Genomic DNA, 18,327 nt, shown 5'->3' on the forward strand with positions numbered 1-18,327 from the left:
GCCTCGGCGCATTGTGGCACAAAACGACACTTTCAGGGAGCCGAAGCACCATGACCTTGGACTGGTGGTTAACCTATCTGCTGACCACGCTTATCCTGAGCCTTTCCCCCGGCTCAGGCGCCATCAATACCATGAGCACCGGCATCAGCCACGGCTATCGCGGCGCCGCCGCCTCGATCGCCGGGCTGCAGGTCGGGCTGAGCGCGCACATCGTGCTGGTGGGCATCGGTCTCGGCGCGCTGATATCGCAATCGCTGCTGGCGTTCGAACTGTTGAAATGGCTGGGCGCCGCCTACCTGGTGTGGCTCGGCATCCAGCAGTGGCGCGCCGCCGGCGCGCTGGATCTGCATGCGCTGGCGGGCAGCATGCCGCGCCGCCGTCTGTTCCGCCGCGCGGTGCTGGTCAACCTGACCAACCCGAAAAGCATCGTGTTCCTCGCCGCGCTGTTCCCGCAGTTCATCTTGCCCAATCAGCCGCAGGCCGAGCAGTATCTGGTGCTCGGCGTCACCACCGTGGTGGTGGATATTCTGGTGATGATCGGTTACGCCACCCTGGCGACGCGCATCGCCGGCTGGCTGAAGACCCCGCGCCAGATGCAGTTGCTCAACCGACTGTTCGGTTCGCTGTTCATTCTGGTGGCGGGGCTGCTGGCGACCGCCCGCAAAGCCTGACAAAAAAGGCCGGGCATCGCTGCTCGGCCTTGGGCATTTCACTGCGGTTAGCGGGTAAATATCAGATGTAACCCGAAGCCGGTAAACAGCACGCCCGCCACCCCGTCTATCCACTTGGCCAACCGCTGATAGCCGCGGCGCATCGCCGGCAGCGCAAACACCACCGCCACCAGGCTGAACCAGACGAAGGTCTCGGCGACGATCAGCAAGAACAGCCCCCAGCGCGCTCCGGCGCCGACGCTGTCGCCGACGAACAGCGAGAACACGCTGCCGAAATAGATCACCGCTTTCGGGTTGGACAGATTGGTCAGGAAGCCGCGAATAAAGCTGCGCCCGGCCTTCGGCAACGCCACCTGGGCCTCCGCCACCGGCGAAGCTTGCTGCGCCCGCGCGGAACGCAGCAGTTGCCACCCCATCCAGCACAGGTAAATGCCGCCGCCAACCATGATGATCTGATGCAACCAGGCCATCTTCTGCAGGATCAGGTGCAGCCCCATCAACGCCACGCCGGCCCACACCACGATGCCGAGCGAAATGCCGACCACGCCCATCATCGCCTCGCGGCGCGAGCGGCTGGCGGCGGTTTGCGACACGAAAAAGAAGTCCGGCCCCGGGCTCATCAGCGCAATCAGATGCACCAGCGCCACGGTGAGAAACAGCATCAGCATGATATATCGCCCTCAGTCTTCGTCATTGTCGAGATGGTCGCGGATCATCGCCATAAAGGGCGCGCCGAAACGCTCCAGTTTGCGCTGGCCGACACCGTTGACGCTCAGCAGATCGCCGGCCTTGATCGGCATCTGTTCGGCCATTTCCAGCAGCGTGGCGTCGTTGAACACCACGTAAGGCGGAATGTTTTCTTCGTCGGCGATCGATTTGCGCAGTTTGCGCAGCTTGGCGAACAGCTTGCGATCGTAATTGCCGCCGTAGGATTTCTGGTTGGCGCTGCTGCGCGACTTCAGGCTCTGAATGCGCGGCACCGCCAGCTGCAGCGCCACCTCGCCGCGCAACACCGGGCGCGCCGCCTCGGTCAATTGCAGCGCCGAGTGCATGGCGATGTTCTGGGTGATAAAACCCAGGTGGATCAGCTGACGCAGCACGCTGGTCCAGTGTTCGGTGGTCTGATCGCGGCCGATGCCATACACCGGCAGCTTGTCGTGGCCATATTCGCGAATACGCTGGTTGTTGGCGCCGCGCAGCACTTCCACGATGTACCCAAGGCCAAAGCGCTGGCCGACGCGATACACGCAGGACAGCGCCTTGCGCGCGTCCTCCAGCCCGTCGTAGCGCTTGGGCGGATCGAGGCAGATATCGCAGTTGCCGCAGTTCTCGTGCTTGCCTTCGCCGAAGTAGTTGAGCAGCACCAGGCGGCGGCAGGTTTGTGCCTCGGCGAACGCCCCCATGGCGTTCAGCTTGTGGCGCTCGATGTCCAATTGCTGCCCGGCGGGTTTCTCCTCCAGACAGCGGCGCAGCCAGGCCATGTCGGCCGGATCGTACAGCAGGATGGCTTCGGCCGGCAGGCCGTCGCGCCCGGCGCGGCCGGTCTCCTGATAATAGGATTCGATATTGCGCGGGATGTCGAAATGCACCACGAAACGCACGTTGGGTTTGTTGATGCCCATGCCGAAGGCGACGGTGGCCACCACCACCTGCAGATCGTCACGCTGGAACGCTTCCTGCACCTGGGCGCGGCGATCGTTGTCCAGCCCGGCGTGATAAGCGCCGACGCTCAGCCCGCGGCTTTGCAGGCGCGCGGTGGTGTCTTCCACCTTAGCGCGGCTGTTGCAATAGATAATGCCGCTCTTGCCGCGCTGATCCTGCACGAAGCGCCACAGCTGATCGAGCGGTTTGAATTTTTCCACCAGCGTGTAGCGGATGTTCGGCCGGTCGAAGCTGCTGACCTGCACCAGCGGGTCCTGCAGCGACAGCAGGCGCACGATGTCGCCGCGGGTGGCCTCGTCGGCGGTGGCAGTCAACGCGATCACCGGCATCGACGGGAAGCGCTGTTTCAGCTGACCCAGCGCGCGGTATTCCGGCCGGAAGTCGTGGCCCCACTGCGAGATGCAGTGCGCCTCATCCACCGCCAGCATCGCCGGCGGGCAGTGATCGAGCAGGTTGAGGAAGCTTTCCATCATCAGCCGTTCCGGCGCGATGTACAGCATCTTGATGGTGCCGTTGCGGCAACCAGCCATGACGTCCAACTGCTCCTCGCGAGTTTGCGTCGAGTTGTAGCAGGCGGCGGAAACGCCGTAGGCCAACAGCTGGTCGACCTGGTCCTTCATCAGCGAGATCAGCGGGGAAACCACCAGGGTCAGGCCGTCCATCACCAGCGCAGGGATTTGGTAGCACAACGACTTGCCGCCGCCGGTCGGCATCACCACCAGGCAATCCTGCCCGCCGATCGCGGCGTTGATAATCGTTTGTTGGCCCGGACGGAATTGCTGGTAGCCGAAGGTATCGCGCAATACCTGCTCGGCCAGCAACTCTCTGTTAATCACTGCTGCGGTTGACACACACTTCCCCATTTTTTCATCGGTACACACCCACCGGGTATGATTACATAATATCGTTCAGCATGACACCAACGCCCACCCGTGTCTGCCGGAAGTTGTAGTCGATCAGCGATTCGCCGTAGCCGCTGAACACCTGGGTATAGAAACGCACGTTGCGGGTGATCGGGTAACTCCAGCCCAGTTCCGCGCCGCCGTAGCCGCTGTTCCAGTTGTAGTGGCTGTCGACGCTGAACACGCTGTCGCCCCAGGCGTAACCGACCTTCAACCGGTAGTATCCCATGTATTTGGTGATGTCCGGGTTGTCGTCGTTGCTCGAGCTCTCCGAGAAGCGGAACCAGGGCTTGAGATCCACCTGCCAGTTGCCATTTTGCGCCATCAGCCGCGCATAGCCGCGATTCCAGCTGCGCGACGTAGGATCCGAGCGGCCGTTAGAGTGATGGTTAACGCCGATTTCAACATCGCGCAGCGTCCAGCCGGCAAAGCGGTAATCGGTCGCCCACCCCACGAACAGCTGCGGCTCGTAGTTGGTCTCGCGGAACGGCGAAGACTCGCCGCGGTTGGACAATTGCCACCAGGAGCGCTGAGTATAAGACGCGCCGAGCACCGAGTTGTCGCCGGCAATGCCCCGCCACAGCGGAAACGCCAGGCTAAGCTGGTATTTCACCTCGTCCTTGCGCGCCTTATCGGCCCAGTTGTACGTCTTGATGGCTTCTTTGTTGATATCGCTGGTGTCGGTGTACAGCAGGTAATTGGGATCGTAAGGATACAGCGTGAATGGATTATCGTGCTCCTGCAGCAGGTTGGCGATAATGCTGCCGCGCACCGCCGGCTTATCGTGAATCTGCTGCTCTTTGGCTTCCTCAGCCAATGCCAGCGCCGGCATCAGCAGCGTGGCGGAAACGATCCCTGACAAAATGCGCATAACCTCTCCTTACTCCAACGAAAAAGGGCAAGCCCGGAAAAAATCAGGCCATTTTACACACAAAGGAGGATTTACCGCAGCGCAGTCCGGTTTTATTGGAATAGTCTGGAAAGCAACAAAGGTTAAGCATAAAATCAACATTCCATTAACCTGGACTGACCAGTTAGCTCCCTTAAAACACAAAAGAAAAACGGAAACCCGCTATGTCGACCACTGCTCTGACCCTGGAAGCCGCCCGCCGCAAGATCGGCGAAATCTTTGTCTACCACATGCCGTTCAACCGCGAGCTTGGCCTGGAGCTGCGCCGCTTCGACGATGACTACGTCGAGCTGAGCTTCACCAACCAGCGCAAGCTGGTGGGCAATGCCGCGCAGGAAATTCTGCACGGCGGCGTGATCGCCGCGGTGCTCGACGTCGCCGCCGGGCTGGCTTGTGCCGGCGGCGTGCTGACGCGCATGGAACCGCTGATCGAAGAAGAGATCGCCGCCAAACTGTCGCGCATGGGCACCATCGATCTGCGCGTCGACTATCTGCGCCCCGGCCGCGGCGAACACTTCGTCGCCTCCGCCAGCGTGCTGCGCAGCGGCAACAAGGTCGCCGTCGCGCGCGTAGAACTGCATAACCACGACGGCCTGCATATCGCCACCGCTACCGCCACCTATCTGGTCGGCTGATGATTGTGTGCGGTGAGCGACTTCAGTACACTCACCGCATCTTACGTTCCCCACCAGAGTGACGTCATGGACGCAAAGCAAACGCGTCAGGGCATTTTCTTCGCCCTGGCCGCCTATTTTATGTGGGGCATCGCCCCGGCCTATTTCAAACTGATCCAGCAAGTATCCGCGGACGAGATCCTCACCCACCGGATCATCTGGTCGTTTTTCTTCATGCTGGCGCTGATCACGCTGGGCCGCAACTGGCCGAAAGTGCGCGCCGCCTGCCACAACCGCAAACGGCTGCTGTTGCTGGCGGTCACCGCGCTGTTGATCGGCGGCAACTGGCTGCTGTTCATCTGGGCGGTGAACAACCACCATATGCTGGAAGCCAGCCTGGGCTACTTCATCAACCCGCTGGTTAACGTGCTGTTGGGGATGCTGTTTCTCGGCGAACGTTTCCGACGCATGCAGTGGGTGGCGGTGGCGCTGGCGTTCACCGGGGTGCTGGTGCAGCTCTGGCAGTTCGGTTCGTTGCCGATCATCGGTCTGGGCTTGGCGTTCAGCTTTGCCTTCTACGGCCTGCTGCGCAAGAAAATCGCCATCGACGCGCAGACCGGCATGCTGATTGAAACGCTGTGGCTGCTGCCGGTGGCGGCGGGCTACCTGTTCCTGTTCGCCGACAGCCCCACCAGCCACCTGAGCGCCAACCCGTGGTCGCTGAATCTGCTGCTGGTCGCCGCCGGCATCGTCACCACCGTGCCGCTGCTGTGCTTCACCGCGGCGGCTACCCGGCTGCGCCTGTCGACGCTCGGTTTCTTCCAGTATCTCGGCCCGACGCTGATGTTCCTGCTGGCGGTCACCTTCTACGGCGAGACCGTCGGCCAGGACAAGCTGGTGACCTTCGGCTTTATCTGGGCGGCGCTGATCCTGTTCACCCTCGACGCGCTCTATACCCAGCGCAAGCTGCGCTGAGCCCGGCGCCGCCGGGTTACAGCCAGTTCTTGCGCTTGAAGTACAGGTAAGGGGCCAGGCCCGCCAGGATCATCAAGGTGATGGCGCCCGGGTAGCCGAACGACCATTTCAGTTCCGGCATGAATTCAAAGTTCATGCCGTAGCTGGAGGCCACCAGCGTAGGCGGCAGGAACACCACCGACACCACCGAGAAGATCTTGATGATGCGGTTCTGTTCGATATTGATGAAGCCCATCGCCGCCTGCATCAGGAAGTTCACCTTCTGGAACAGCGATTCGTTGTGCGGCAGCAGGGATTCGATGTCGCGCAGCACTTCACGCGCCTGCTCCAGCTGGCCGGTCGGCAAACGCGCCTTGCGCACCAGGAAGTTGAGCGCGCGCTGGGTATCCATCAGACACAAACGCACCTTCCAGCCGATATCTTCCAGCTCCGCCAGCGTCGACAGCGCGGCGTCGTATTCGTCGCCCTGATGCCCTTCCATGATCACCCGGCTGAGCTGTTCCAGATCGCTGTAGATGTTCTCTATCTCGTCCGCCAGCTGTTCAATCTTGGTTTCGAACAAATCCAGCAGCAGTTCGTAGGCGTTGCCTTCGAGCATGGTCTGGTTGCGGGCGCGCATGCGGTACAGGCGAAACGCCGGCAGTTCACGCTCGCGCAGGGTATACAGGCGGCCGTCACGGATGGTGAAGGCCACCGTGGAGTTGCCGGCGTGATCTTCCGCATCTTCAAAGTAGAAGAAGGAGTGGATATGCAGACCGTCTTCGTCTTCGAAGAAACGGGCGGAGGCTTCGATGTCGTCCAGTTCGGGACGCGTCGCCAGGCTTTGTCCCAGCTCATTCTGCACGCGCTCACGCTCGCCCTCTTCCGGCTCGACCAGATCAACCCACAGCGATGACGTGAGATCATCCGAGTCGTCCAGTTCCAGACGGGACAAGCGGCGGTTATCTAATTTAAAAGCGCTCAGCATGTGCCAAAACTCCGTGAAGGTAACGGGTGCGGACAACGCGTTGAAGCACAGAAACAGAGGGGATGCGTATCACCGATTTGTTTCAGACCATGAAGAGATCTGACTCATAGCGACGCTTTGCGGGGTCGCCGACAACCACGAAGGCTATCAGCAAAAACGGAGAGCCTTAGAAGTTATACCTGCGGCGCAGGTCAGTGAGCCAGTATCTACTGGGTGTGTCCAAGGCGTCTGTCCTCTATGATAATAGTGCGCGCATGTTACGCCGAGAAGAAAAAGCCTGTCAACACGTTAGGCGGGATAATTGCGCAACAAATCATCACGATGATCAATGGCAGAAATGGCGCTTAAACCGTACTGAAAAAGTCGCGGCGATCGCTTACCACCTCCCAGAATGTTGCTAAGATGACATCACCCTAATGGTACGACAAGCATGCGGATTTAAACGATGAAACAGATTACCGCCCATGAACTGACCGCGATGAGCGAACAGGCCGCCAGCGTGGCCCGCCTGCGCGCGCACCGCACCCTACACGAAGAGCTGAGCGACCCGGTGCAACGCCTGGCGATCGCCATGGAACCCGGCACCTATATCCGCCCGCACCGCCACCCGCAAACCTGGGAGCTGCTGACGCCGCTGCGCGGCCGTTTTGTCGTGTTACAGTTCAACGATGACGGCGTCGTGACGCAGCGCACCCTGCTCGGCGAAGAAACCAAAGTGCTGGAGATGCCGGCCTTTACCTGGCATGCGGTGCTGTCGGTCGATGCCGGCGGCGTGGTGTTCGAAGTGAAGCAGGGGCCGTATCAGGCGCTGACCGAAGAAGACTGCATGCCGTGGGCGCCGCAGGAAGGCGGCGAAGGCACCGAAGCGGTGATGCGCTGGTACGCCACCGCACAGGTCGGCGACCGCTACCCTCACTGATGGTGAACGATTGCAGGGGCTTGCCCCTGCAACGCCTCTCTCGTTAGACCGTTTCCAAACGCGCGTAGGCCGCCACCAGCCATTTGATGCCCTCGCCCGGGAAGGCGATCTGCAGCCGGCTGTGCTCGCCGCTGCCCTCCAGATTGACGATGGTGCCTTCGCCAAACTTGGGATGGCGCACGCGCTGGCCCAGCTTGTAACCGGTGTCGTTCTCGCTGATCGGCGTGCCCATGCGGCGGTGATTGACCGGGCGCGATACGCTGGCGCGCAGGCGCACTTCTTCCACGCACTCCTCCGGCAGTTCGCCGATAAAGCGCGACGGCCGATGGTAAACCTCTTTGCCGTACAGACGGCGCGTTTCGGCATAGGTCAGCGTCAGCTTCTGCATAGCGCGCGTTACGCCCACATAGGCCAGACGGCGCTCCTCCTCCAGACGGCCGCCTTCATCCAGCGACATCTGGCTCGGGAACATGCCCTCTTCCATGCCGACGATAAACACCAGCGGGAACTCCAGCCCCTTGGCCGAGTGCAGAGTCATCAGCTGCACCGCGTCCTGATAGGCGTCGGCCTGGCCTTCGCCCGCTTCCAGCGCCGCATGCGACAGGAACGCCTGCAGCGGCATCAGATCCTGATCTTCGTCCTGATAGCTGAACTGGCGCGTCGCCGTCACCAGTTCCTCGAGGTTTTCGATACGCGCCTGCCCCTTCTCGCCCTTCTCCTGTTCATACATGATGAACAGCCCGGAGTCGCGGATCACCCTGTCGGTCTGCACATGCAGCGGCATGTCGGCGGTTTCATGGGCCAACGATTCCACCAGTTCGATGAAACGCTGCAGCGCCGACGCGGCGCGGCCGGCCAACACCTTGTCCTGCATCAGCTCGCGCGTCGCCTGCCACAGCGTCAGCTGGCGATCGCGCGCCGCCTGGCGCACCACGTCGAGGGTGCGATCGCCGATGCCGCGCGTCGGGGTGTTGACCACGCGCTCGAAGGCTGCGTCGTCGTTGCGGTTGGAAATGAGGCGCAGGTAAGCCAGCGCATCCTTGATTTCCTGGCGTTCGAAGAAGCGCTGGCCGCCGTAGATGCGGTACGGCATCGCCGTCTGCAGCAGCGCCTCTTCCAGCACGCGCGACTGGGCGTTGCTGCGGTACAGGATAGCGCAGTCGTTCAGCGCCCCGCCGTTGTCTTGCCAGGTCTTGATGCGGTTGACCACGAAGCGCGCTTCGTCGAGTTCGTTGAAGGCGCAGTAGAGGGAAATCGGTTCACCTTCGCCGCCTTCGGTCCACAGGTTTTTGCCCATGCGCCCGTCGTTGTTGGCGATCAGGGTGTTGGCCGCTTTCAGGATGTTGCTGGTGGAACGGTAGTTCTGCTCCAGGCGGATGGTTTCCGCGCCGGGGAAATCTTTCAGGAAGCGCTGGATGTTTTCCACCTGCGCGCCGCGCCAGCCGTAGATCGACTGGTCATCGTCACCGACGATCATCACGCTGCTGTTGCCGCCCGCCAGCAAACGGATCCAGGCGTACTGGATGCTGTTGGTATCCTGGAATTCGTCCACCAGCACGTTGGTGAAACGTTCGCGGTAGTGGTTGAGGATATGCGGCTTGTTCAGCCACAGCTCGTGCGCGCGCAGCAGCAGCTCGGCGAAATCCACCAGCCCCGCGCGATCGCAGGCTTCCTGATAGGCCTGGTAGATGCGCAGCCAGGTGGCCTCCACCGGGTTGTTGTAAGTTTCGACGTGCTGCGGGCGCAGGCCCTCATCTTTCTTGCCGTTGATGTACCACATCGCCTGACGCGGCGGCCACTGCTTCTCGTCGACGTTCAGCGCCTTGATGATGCGCTTGAGCAACCGCAGTTGGTCATCGCTGTCGAGGATCTGGAAATCCTGCGGCAGGTTGGCCTCCAGGTGATGGGCGCGCAACAGACGATGCGCCAGGCCGTGGAAGGTGCCGATCCACATGCCGCCCTGGCTGGTGCCGATCAGATGTTCGATTCGGTGACGCATTTCCGCCGCCGCCTTGTTGGTGAAGGTCACCGCCATGATCGAATACGGCGAGCAGTTCTCCACCGACAGCAGCCAGGCGATGCGATGCACCAGCACCCGCGTCTTGCCGCTGCCCGCTCCGGCCAGAACCAACAGGTTGCTGCGCGGCGCCGCCACGGCTTCACGTTGTTTTTCATTCAGGCTGTCGAGCAGATCGGAGACGTCCATAGGCACCACTAATGGTTAAGGGAAAACCCGCCGGTGACGGGTTTTTCACTGGAAATTTATACAGAGTTCTGGCAGGGATTATAACAATGCTGTCAGCGATGCCAACTGCGAAATCTCAATATGCGGCAGCAGGCGGCTGTCGGCGGCCTGCATCAGACAGCGTTGCCGATCGTTGATCCAACAGGCCTGCAGCCCCGCGCGCAGCGCACCGGCGACGTCGGTAGTCAGATCGTCGCCCACGTGCAGGATCTGCCCGGGCTCCACGCCCAGCCGTTCGACGGCCAGGTGATACATGTCCTGGTACGGTTTGGCGCGCCCGTCCGGCCCGGATCGCAACACGAACTGGAAGTAACCGTCCAGGCCGCACTGTGCCGGATCGGCGTTGCCGTTGGTGATCGCCACCAGCGGGTAGCGCGCGGCCAGCGCCTTCAGCGTGGCGTGGGTCGCTTCCGGCACCTCGATGCGGCTGCGCCACAGCGCGAAGTTTTGCATCGCCGCATCGGCCCCGATTGCCGCTTCAGCGTCGCGCAGCCCCTGCCGGCTCAGCGCCAGATGAATGGCGCGCCAGCGCCACTGGGTGACGTCGTGGTAGATCTCCGGATCCTGCTCGCGCAGCTCCTGGCGCAGACGGTGGAAATCCGCCGACTGGAAGCCATTCAGGCCGGGATGGTAGCTCTGCAGGAAGGCCACCGACTGCTGCTCGGTTTGCCGGATCACCGGACGGTTGTCATACAGCGTGTCGTCCAGATCGAAAGTCAGCGCCGCCAGCGGGCGCAGCGGGCGATAAAAATGCATCAGGATTTCCCCCGTTTGGCGCGCGGATGCGCGGCATCGTACACGTTCGCCAGATGTTGAAAGTCGAGGTGGGTATAAATTTGCGTGGTGGTCAGGTTGGCGTGGCCGAGCAGCTCCTGCACCGCGCGCAGGTCGCCACTCGACTCCAGCATGTGGGTCGCGAAGGAGTGACGCAGTTTGTGCGGGTGAATATGGCTGTTGACGCCCTGTTTCACGCCCCATTCGGCGAACCGCTTTTGCACGTTGCGCGTCGAGATGCGCCGCCCCTGATTGGACAGAAACATCGCGTCATCCTGCGGCCCAAACAGATCGCGCATCGCCAACCAGTGTTCCAGCCAGGTGACGGCGGTGCGTCCGATCGGCAGTTTACGCTCTTTGCTGCCTTTCCCCATCACCCACACCTCGCCGGCCGCCATATCGACATGGCGGCAATCCAGCCCCACCAGCTCGGAGAGACGCAGGCCGGCGCCGTACATCACCTCCAGCATAGCGCGATCGCGTACCGCCAGCGGATCGTTGAGATCGATCTCCAGCAGTTGGTTCATTTCATCGACGTCGATATTTTTCGGCAGATGGCGACCGCTGCGCGGCGTGCGGATGCCTTTGGCCGGGTTGGCGTGCAGCACACCCTGGCTGACCAGCCAGTCGAGGAAACTGCGCAACGAAGAGAGCCGCAGCGCCAGGCTGGCGGACTGCAGGCCGGCGCGTTTGCTGCGCGCCGCCAGCATGCGCACCCGGGCGGCGTCCAGCGCCGCCCAGTCGGTGACGCCGATCTCCTGCGCCAGGCGCATCAGCGCCGCCAGCTGGCGCGAATAGCTGAGCTGCGTCAGTGTGCTGAGTTGCCGTTCTACCTTGAGATAACGCAGAAAAGCGTCCACCGGCTGCTGCAGGCTGGGCGCAATCGGCGTCATGCGCGTTCGATCCAGCGTTCCAGCAGTTCCGGCAGCATGCGCGCCAGTTGATTGAGCATTACCGTGCCCATGCCCTGCTGATAATGTTGCGTATCACGACTGCTGAAGATCACCATGCCCAGCTCGCCATCGTCGCCCAGCATCGACAGCGCTACCGAACCAATCTGGCCGATCTGTTTGGCCTGCGGCAACAGCAGCAGCAGTTCGGGGCCGTTCAGGCCGCCGAGGTAGTGTTGTTCGCTGCCCAGCCGCTGGATGCGGAACGGCTCGAACGCCGAACGCGTCAGCGCCAGATGGGTGAAATCGGAAGGCGCGCCGATATTCCAGCGCTCGGCGAACAGGCGCACCGTGGCGCCGGCCAAACCGAAGCCGCGCGCCCAGCGCTGCAGCCGGTTGAGCATGTCCTGCAAGCTGTCGGCGGTGGCCAGATCGGCCTGCAGGTGCAGCAGCCTGGCGAACAGCCCTTCGTTGGCGCTGGCCTGCTCCATCAGCAGCGTGATCTCTTCTTCCAGCCGTTCGATATGATTGCGCTGGCGGGCCAGATGCCATTCCACCAGCGAAACGGTGCCGCGCACCGGGTGAGGCACGCGCATCTGCTCAACCTGGCGCGCGTTGCGAATAAAGAAATCCGGGTTCTGCAGCAGGTACTGCATCACGGTGTCGTCATCCAGCGCCAGGCCGGCGACGCTCTGTTCTTCTACGCTTTTCATAGATGAATAAATCCGTCATAGACATGGGTTGCCGGACCGGTCATAAACAGCGGGTTGCCCGGCCCTTTCCAGCGAATATGCAGGCTGCCGCCCGGCAGTTCTACATGCACTTCTTCTGACAGCAATTCCTGTTGGATCCCCACCGCCACCGCCGCACAGGCGCCGCTGCCGCAGGCCTGCGTTTCACCGGCGCCGCGCTCATAAACGCGCAGCTTGATGTGATCGCGGCTGACCACCTGCATAAAGCCGATGTTGGCCCGTTCCGGGAAGCGTTCATGCCCTTCCAGCACCGGCCCGAGCAGCTCCACCTTGGCGGTTTTTACGTCGTCCACCTGCAAAACACAATGCGGGTTGCCCATCGACACCACGCCGCACAACACGGTATGTTCCGCCGCGCGCATGATGTAGGTCTTTTCAGCCTTGGCGGCGCGGAACGGCACCGCCTGCGGGTCGAAATTCGGCTCACCCATGTTGACGCACACCAGATCGTCGTCGGTGACGCTGAGCACCATGCGCCCGGTTTGGGTGCTGACGCGGATGTCGCGTTTGTTGGTTAGCCCTTTCAGCCGCACGAAACGCGCGAAGCAACGCGCGCCGTTGCCGCACTGCGCCACTTCGCTGCCGTCGGCGTTAAAAATTCGGTAGTGAAAATCCAGTTCGGGATCGTAAGGCGGTTCTACCACCAGCATCTGGTCAAAGCCGACGCCCAGGTGCCGATCGGCCAGCCGGCGGATCAGCTCAGGTGAAAAATAGACATTCTGTGTAACGGCATCGACCACCATAAAGTCGTTGCCCAGACCGTGCATTTTGGAGAACTGCATATCATACTCCGCTATCTGGACGCGCTATCCGTCTTGATTTTACGGCGGCGCTCGCCACCGCAAACAGGGTGTTACTGGTCAACCATCGACGGTTTTTGCTGAGAGCCAGACTGCTCCTGCTGGTTCTTTTGCACCTGATCGCCCGTTTGCACCGGCGGCTTGGCCGGTTTCTGGCTGGCGGGGTCGGCAGGCGGGAAGTAAAGCGGGCCTTTCAGACCACAGCCGGCGAGGCCGGTAACCAGAACTGCCATCAGCGCATAGCGTAGTTGTTTTTTCATTTGCATTAATGCCTGTAATTCATGCGTCCAAGGTCTCTATAATCGCAGGTGGATCATGAAAAGCAATAGGAATTGAATATGAACGACAGCGAGTTTCACCAGTTGGCCGACCAGCTGATGCTGAATATTGAAGAGACACTGGACGATTTTGACGGCGATGCGGACATCGATTACGAAACCAATGGCGGCGTGATGACGCTGAGCTTCGAAAACGGCACCAAAATCGTCATCAACCGCCAGGAGCCGCTGCACCAGGTGTGGCTCGCCACCAAGGCCGGCGGCTACCACTTCAACTACCGCGACGGCGTCTGGTTATGCGATCGCAGCGGGCAGCCGTTTTACCAACTGCTCAGCGAAGCGGCCAGCGCGCAGGCCGGTGAGGAACTGCATTTTTCCTGAGGCAATGCGGGGCTCGGCCACCGAGCCCTTGCGGCGTCAATGCAGCTGGAACTGCTGCTTCAGCGGCTGCGCGGCGCCGTCGGCCACCGTCACGCACAGGCTGGACAGCACGTTGCTGCGGAACGGGATCACCTGCGTGCGCCCGTCGAGCTGCACGATTTGATAGAACTGCGGCAGGTTGAAGTTGATGAAGCTCGAGCCGTAGGTGAAACGATCGTGCGATGAAGAGTAGAAGCGGCTGACGTCGCGCACCAGCTCCTCTTTACTGCCCTCGCAGTGGTGATACACCTCCACCCGATTCGACTCATCCAGAATATAGATGTTGAAACCCTTGTCGTCCGAGGTGTCTTCGAAGAAGAACTGGATGATCCCCTCGCTGGCGAAGCCATCCACCACCGGCGGCAGATGCACCTGATCGGTTTCCACCTTGATAGACAGGCCGTGCAGCTTGTTGTTGGAGATGGCGCCGTAAAACTCCACCGCATTCTCCAGCTTTTGCACCGATACGCTCAGGCGCTCGAAGAACAGCCCCCAGGTCTGCCCGGCGACGCGCACCGCCTTGAAGCGGCCGGGTTCCAGCCGGGTGCTGGACAGGCGCAGCTCGATGCACTCCGACACCAACTGCTGGATACGGGTGCGGATCAGGCCGCGCAGGTGCTGGCTGTAGCAGAACACTTCCACCGACTCCGGCGGCGCGGCGTCCTGATGCATTTTGCCGAGAATGGTTTTCAGCGCTTCCAGCACCGACTGCTCGCCGCTGAAATGCAGGGTGCGCACCTCGTTCCAGGAGTTGCGGTACAGCAGATCGATGCTGCCGACCAAGCATTGCTGTTGCTGACCGAAGCTGAACACGTCCAGCTTGCGGAAATCGAAGTGCACCACCTGATTGCGGAAGGCGGCGGTCGGATCGTTTTCCAGATTGACGATGATCGCCAGATGGCGAATTTCGCACGGGCTGTACAGCGCTTTCGGCGTCGGCGCCGGCAGGCGCAGCGGGAAGTGATGGGAAACGTCGGCCACCAGCTCCTGCAGCTTGGCGGTATCGCACAGGTTGCCGCTCTTGATGTGCAGGCGGGTCTGCGGCGTCAGCAGGCCATTAAAATAGGCCCAGGCCACCAGCTTGTTCAGGTAGCGGTTATATTCCAGCGGCTGATGGCTGACGATCGAATCCATAGCCGGCGCCTGATTGTACAGGTACCAGCCGGTGCGGTTGGCGCGGCCAACCGGCACGTGAATAAAGGTTAAATCGTTTTCCGACAGGTCCGGCGAAATCTGCGGGTTCACCAGCGTCACCTTGCCGGGCAGCGCTTCGAACGCCGCATACAGTTTGCGGGTCAGCACGCCGATATCCTGCGGGCTGGCGCTGACGCTGAGGTTATTGCGGCGGGCGAAACGGATCAGGTTGCGGTAGCTCTGCATCATCGCATCGAGCAACTCGTTATGCGCTTCGCGCACCCGCTCGATCTTCCAGTTGGCGCGATTGTCCAGCATCGCCAGACGCTCGTCGCTCCAGCCCCACTCGCTGACCAACTGGCTGAGGATCTCGCGCCGCCAGCCGACGCAGGCCTTGGCCAGCGACAGCTTTTCACACACTTTCAGGTAGAAACAGCGGCGGGCCAGATCGAGGCGGGTGGTGTCGTTGATGTCGGTCAGATAGCGAGTGACGCGCTCAAGCATCATGCAGTAGGCGTCGAGCCCGAAGCTGACGATCTCGCCCTGATGCAGGCGATGTTTGATGTCCGTCGCCAGCAGCTGGGTATTGGGGTATTCCCAGGAATAGGCTTCCAGCAGCAGGGTCTTCAGCACCGCCTTATAAGGCGAATCGATGCTCTTGTACAGCTGCCACAGGCTGGCGCCGAAGTACTCTTCCGCCGACAGCGAACTCAGGCCGCCGAGATCCAGCCACTCGTTCGGCGTCAGCGCGCCCTGCGCGTACAGCGACAGCACGTATTCATCGTAGTGCGCTTCTTCTTCGCCCGGCACCATGTTCCACAGGATACGTTTGCCAGCCAGGCGCACCGCGGTGCGGTAGAACTCGTCGAGCAACAGGATGTGCTGCGTCGAGCCGCAGTCTTCGCCGCCCAGGCTGCCACTTTCATTATGGCGGAAACGGTTTTCGTCGATCAGGAAGAAGCTGACTTCCACCCCCATCGAGGCGGCCCACTTCTCAAGCAGGCTGCATTTTTGCTGCAGGCGGGTGCGTTCTTCGTTGTCCAGCCAGGACTGGTGGCAGACCCAGATGTCGAGATCCGAGCTGCAGCTTTGGCCGATAGACGAGGTGCTGCCCATCGAATAGACGCCGGTGATCGGCAGCTCGCCGCTGGCCGGCTTATCAAACGGGCTGCCCCATTTGTCTTCTAAATCGTTCAGGTATTCTTGTTGAGTTTCATCAGGCGTGTAGAGGCAAATGCCGTGGGGAACGTTACCGTTCAGGTAACCCGGCATCAGCGGGTGGTGGTGGTGCAGTAAGGTGGGCAGCAGACTGTATACCCGTTGAAACGCGGGCTTCATAGCCGCCAGGGCGCGATCGACGCGTAGCTGATTGATCGCATCCAGTCTCTGCTTCAATGTCTCGATGTAGAGGTACAAGACGTCTCGCCTGATTATCCCGGTGTTTAGAAAAAAACCCGTATTCCATAAGCGCCGTTAGTGTAAGAAGAATATTTGGCGACTTATTGCTGGAAACGTGATCAATTTAACACCTTGCTGATTGACCGTAAAGGAGGTAACGCTTCACAATTATTGTAGCGCTTCCCTAAACGATTTACCCGCAGTGTTAACTGCCCCAAAGCACATCACACGTCCCTTTGATTCCGTTGTCCTTTTTCCGCCTCCGGCTTCTTGCACTGACAGTATTGGCTCTCAGTGGTAGGATGGATGGCGAAATATAAAAACGGTAACAAGCATGTTAGACAAAATTATTCGAATTGCCACCCGACAAAGCCCGCTTGCACTTTGGCAAGCACATTATGTGCAGCAACGTCTGATGGCCTGCCATCCCGGCCTGCAGGTCGAGTTGGTGCCGATGGTCACCCGCGGCGACGTTATTCTGGATACGCCGCTGGCGAAAGTCGGCGGTAAAGGCCTGTTTGTTAAAGAACTCGAGCTGGCGCTGCTGGAAGGCCGCGCCGACATCGCCGTGCATTCGATGAAGGACGTTCCGGTCGATTTCCCTGCCGGGCTCGGTTTGACCACCATTTGCGAACGCGAAGATCCGCGCGACGCTTTTGTTTCCAATCGTTTCGCCTCGCTCGATCAGCTGCCGCAGGGCAGCGTGGTCGGCACCTCCAGCCTACGCCGCCAGTGCCAGCTGCGTGAACGCCGCCCGGATCTGATCGTGCGCGACCTGCGCGGCAACGTCGGCACTCGCCTGGCCAAGCTGGACAACGGCGACTACGACGCGATTATCCTGGCGGTGGCCGGCCTGAAGCGTTTAGGTCTGGAGCAACGCATCCGCAGCCCGCTGAGCGCCGAAGAGTGTCTGCCGGCGGTCGGCCAGGGTGCGGTTGGCATTGAATGCCGTCTCGACGACAGCGTCACCCGCGCGCTGCTGGCGCCGCTGAACCATGCGGCCACCGAAACCCGCGTACGCGCCGAGCGGGCGATGAACACTCGCCTGGAAGGCGGCTGCCAGGTACCGATCGGCAGTTATGCCGAACTGGATGGCGACAGCCTGTGGCTGCGCGCCCTGGTCGGCGCGCCGGACGGCAGCCAGATGGTGCGCGGCGAACGCCGCGGCCCGGCCGCCGAAGCCGAGCGGATGGGCGTTGAGCTGGCGGAAGAGCTGCTGGCGCGCGGCGCGCGCGAGATCCTGAGCGAAGTTTATCAGGGAAATCCGCCGGCATGACCATTCTGGTAACCCGCCCATCGCCTTCGGGGGAGCTGTTAGTGAGCCGGCTGCGCGCACTCGGCCGGGTTGCCTATCATGCACCGCTGATCGACTTCGCCCCCGGCGGCGATCTGCCGAAGCTGCCGCAGGCGTTGCAGCAGCTTAGCGCCGGCGATCTGGTGTTCGTGCTGTCGCAGCATTCGGTGAGTTATGCCGATTCGGTTATCGGCCGCGCCGGGCTGAGCTGGCCCGCGCACCTGACTTATTACGCCATCGGCCGCACCACCGGGCTGGCGCTGCACCGCATCAGCAGCTTGCCGGTGGAATACCCGCGCGAACGCGAGATCAGCGAAACGCTGCTGCTGTTGCCGGCGCTGCAAAAGCTGGCGGGCAAACGCGCGCTGATTTTACGCGGCAACGGCGGCCGCGAACTGTTGGGGTCGACGCTGAGCGAGCGCGGCGCCGACGTCAGCTATTATGAATGCTATCAACGTAGCCCGGTGCACTATGACGGCAGCGAGCAAAGCGCCCACTGGCAGCGCGCCGGTGTGGATACGCTGGTGGTGACCAGCGGTGAAATGTTACAACAGCTCTATACTTTAGTTCCTGATTACTATCGTTCTTCATGGCTGCTGCGTTGCCGCCTGGTAGTAGTGAGCGAACGCCTGGCTACCCTCGCCCGGGACTTGGGCTGGCGTACGATTCGGGTAGCTGACAACGCCGATAATGACGCGCTGATCCGCGCGCTACAATAATCT

General features: G+C 61.3%; 19 protein-coding genes. 7 read left to right on the forward strand and 12 right to left on the reverse strand.

Annotation, left to right across the window (positions count from 1 at the left end):
• Positions 1 to 50: 50 nt before the first annotated feature.
• Positions 51 to 671, forward strand: coding sequence for a homoserine/homoserine lactone efflux protein (rhtB, locus tag ACJ8PN_RS17475; RefSeq protein ID WP_074027380.1), 621 nt, complete (start codon positions 51 to 53; stop codon positions 669 to 671).
• A gap of 47 nt (positions 672 to 718) precedes the next feature.
• Here the strand turns inward: rhtB and rhtC are convergent, their stop codons facing one another.
• From rhtC to pldA, 3 genes are read right to left on the reverse strand one after another with little or no spacing between them, the layout of a single operon-like run.
• Complete coding sequence (gene rhtC, locus ACJ8PN_RS17480) at positions 719 to 1,339, reverse strand: threonine export protein RhtC (protein ID WP_171453156.1); 621 nt, start codon at positions 1,337 to 1,339, stop codon at positions 719 to 721.
• Between the two features lie 12 nt (positions 1,340 to 1,351).
• Entirely contained in the window at positions 1,352 to 3,184 is a 1,833-nt protein-coding gene (gene recQ, locus ACJ8PN_RS17485) for an ATP-dependent DNA helicase RecQ (protein WP_171453155.1), read from the reverse strand.
• A gap of 43 nt (positions 3,185 to 3,227) precedes the next feature.
• Positions 3,228 to 4,106, reverse strand: coding sequence for a phospholipase A (gene pldA, locus ACJ8PN_RS17490; protein ID WP_442535123.1), 879 nt, complete (start codon positions 4,104 to 4,106; stop codon positions 3,228 to 3,230).
• A gap of 203 nt (positions 4,107 to 4,309) precedes the next feature.
• On the opposite strand from pldA, the gene ACJ8PN_RS17495 reads away from it, so the two are divergent.
• Together ACJ8PN_RS17495 and rarD are read left to right on the forward strand one after the other, a co-directional pair.
• On the forward strand, positions 4,310 to 4,780 hold the full coding sequence (locus ACJ8PN_RS17495) for a thioesterase family protein (RefSeq protein ID WP_004934267.1): 471 nt from the start codon (positions 4,310 to 4,312) through the stop codon (positions 4,778 to 4,780).
• A 66-nt stretch (positions 4,781 to 4,846) separates the two neighbouring features.
• A complete protein-coding gene (gene rarD, locus ACJ8PN_RS17500; protein ID WP_171453154.1) occupies positions 4,847 to 5,734 on the forward strand; it encodes an EamA family transporter RarD in 888 nt (295 codons plus the stop codon).
• 16 nt (positions 5,735 to 5,750) lie between these two features.
• Here rarD and corA read toward each other — a convergent pair whose 3' ends face one another.
• Both corA and ysgD read right to left on the reverse strand, forming a co-directional pair.
• Positions 5,751 to 6,701: a magnesium/cobalt transporter CorA gene (gene corA / locus ACJ8PN_RS17505; protein ID WP_004934262.1), complete on the reverse strand. Its 951-nt coding sequence runs from the start codon at positions 6,699 to 6,701 to the stop codon at positions 5,751 to 5,753.
• Positions 6,702 to 6,867: 166 nt separating this feature from the next.
• Positions 6,868 to 6,924, reverse strand: coding sequence for a YsgD/CorL family protein (ysgD, locus tag ACJ8PN_RS17510; RefSeq protein ID WP_351108142.1), 57 nt, complete (start codon positions 6,922 to 6,924; stop codon positions 6,868 to 6,870).
• A 222-nt stretch (positions 6,925 to 7,146) separates the two neighbouring features.
• On the opposite strand from ysgD, the gene ACJ8PN_RS17515 reads away from it, so the two are divergent.
• Positions 7,147 to 7,620 carry a WbuC family cupin fold metalloprotein gene (locus ACJ8PN_RS17515; RefSeq protein WP_004934257.1) on the forward strand — a complete coding sequence of 158 codons (474 nt, stop codon included), beginning with the start codon at positions 7,147 to 7,149 and terminating at the stop codon, positions 7,618 to 7,620.
• A 43-nt stretch (positions 7,621 to 7,663) separates the two neighbouring features.
• Here ACJ8PN_RS17515 and uvrD read toward each other — a convergent pair whose 3' ends face one another.
• From uvrD to lptM, 6 genes are all read right to left on the reverse strand, one after another.
• Complete coding sequence (gene uvrD / locus ACJ8PN_RS17520) at positions 7,664 to 9,826, reverse strand: DNA helicase II (protein WP_015376268.1); 2,163 nt, start codon at positions 9,824 to 9,826, stop codon at positions 7,664 to 7,666.
• A gap of 78 nt (positions 9,827 to 9,904) precedes the next feature.
• Positions 9,905 to 10,621, reverse strand: coding sequence for a 5-amino-6-(5-phospho-D-ribitylamino)uracil phosphatase YigB (yigB, locus tag ACJ8PN_RS17525; protein WP_351107997.1), 717 nt, complete (start codon positions 10,619 to 10,621; stop codon positions 9,905 to 9,907).
• Positions 10,621 to 11,532: a tyrosine recombinase XerC gene (gene xerC / locus ACJ8PN_RS17530; RefSeq protein WP_442535124.1), complete on the reverse strand. Its 912-nt coding sequence runs from the start codon at positions 11,530 to 11,532 to the stop codon at positions 10,621 to 10,623. Before xerC ends, yigB begins: the two co-directional genes overlap by 1 nt.
• Entirely contained in the window at positions 11,529 to 12,242 is a 714-nt protein-coding gene (locus ACJ8PN_RS17535) for a DUF484 domain-containing protein (RefSeq protein ID WP_004934247.1), read from the reverse strand. The genes xerC and ACJ8PN_RS17535 overlap by 4 nt, the downstream gene beginning before the upstream one ends.
• The gene (gene dapF, locus ACJ8PN_RS17540; RefSeq protein WP_004934244.1) at positions 12,239 to 13,063 is read right to left on the reverse strand and encodes a diaminopimelate epimerase; all 825 of its coding nucleotides are present in this window, start codon (positions 13,061 to 13,063) and stop codon (positions 12,239 to 12,241) included. The genes ACJ8PN_RS17535 and dapF overlap by 4 nt, the downstream gene beginning before the upstream one ends.
• Before the next feature lie 71 nt (positions 13,064 to 13,134).
• A complete protein-coding gene (lptM, locus tag ACJ8PN_RS17545) occupies positions 13,135 to 13,341 on the reverse strand; it encodes an LPS translocon maturation chaperone LptM (protein WP_004934241.1) in 207 nt (68 codons plus the stop codon).
• 78 nt (positions 13,342 to 13,419) lie between these two features.
• Here lptM and cyaY point away from each other — a divergent pair, with 78 nt between their 5' ends.
• A complete protein-coding gene (cyaY, locus tag ACJ8PN_RS17550; RefSeq protein ID WP_004934237.1) occupies positions 13,420 to 13,740 on the forward strand; it encodes an iron donor protein CyaY in 321 nt (106 codons plus the stop codon).
• 36 nt (positions 13,741 to 13,776) lie between these two features.
• Here the strand turns inward: cyaY and ACJ8PN_RS17555 are convergent, their stop codons facing one another.
• Positions 13,777 to 16,329 carry a class I adenylate cyclase gene (locus ACJ8PN_RS17555; protein ID WP_033631486.1) on the reverse strand — a complete coding sequence of 851 codons (2,553 nt, stop codon included), beginning with the start codon at positions 16,327 to 16,329 and terminating at the stop codon, positions 13,777 to 13,779.
• A gap of 316 nt (positions 16,330 to 16,645) precedes the next feature.
• On the opposite strand from ACJ8PN_RS17555, the gene hemC reads away from it, so the two are divergent.
• Positions 16,646 to 17,587: a hydroxymethylbilane synthase gene (gene hemC / locus ACJ8PN_RS17560; protein ID WP_049186147.1), complete on the forward strand. Its 942-nt coding sequence runs from the start codon at positions 16,646 to 16,648 to the stop codon at positions 17,585 to 17,587.
• The gene (hemD, locus tag ACJ8PN_RS17565) at positions 17,584 to 18,324 is read left to right on the forward strand and encodes a uroporphyrinogen-III synthase (protein WP_015376261.1); all 741 of its coding nucleotides are present in this window, start codon (positions 17,584 to 17,586) and stop codon (positions 18,322 to 18,324) included. The genes hemC and hemD overlap by 4 nt, the downstream gene beginning before the upstream one ends.
• Positions 18,325 to 18,327 lie beyond the last annotated feature (3 nt).

Origin of the sequence: Serratia sp. CY76391 (assembly GCF_052166695.1) — a bacterium.
In the GTDB taxonomy this organism is placed as follows: Bacteria; Pseudomonadota; Gammaproteobacteria; order Enterobacterales; family Enterobacteriaceae; genus Serratia; species Serratia nematodiphila.